At 50.4% G+C, this 268-nt stretch carries 1 rRNA gene; it reads left to right on the top strand.

Annotation, left to right across the window (positions count from 1 at the left end):
• Positions 1-160 precede the first annotated feature (160 nt).
• Positions 161-268 (top strand): 5S ribosomal RNA (gene rrf / locus GM668_RS30390); the annotation flags it as partial.

Here is a 268-nt window from a genome sequence, read left to right as displayed (position 1 = left end):
AAGTGCAGTAATGCATTAAGCTAACCAGTACTAATTGCCCGTACGGCTTGTCCCTATAACCTTGCCGGTTATACGCATTTACTCGATGATGAGTTACCCAACACATTACTTCTTCCGGATTGCAGTCACACGCCACAGCGCGTGACGCGACAAGTCAAAGCCTGATGACCATAGCAAGTCGGTCCCACCCCTTCCCATCCCGAACAGGACCGTGAAACGACTCTGCGCCGATGATAGTGCTGCAACCAGTGTGAAAGTAGGTTATCGT

The organism is Pseudoduganella ginsengisoli (genome assembly GCF_009720865.1).
Lineage (GTDB): Bacteria > Pseudomonadota > Gammaproteobacteria > Burkholderiales > Burkholderiaceae_D > Rugamonas > Rugamonas ginsengisoli.
Note: the sequence above shows the minus strand (reverse complement) of the source record. Positions and strands in the feature narration are given on the sequence as shown.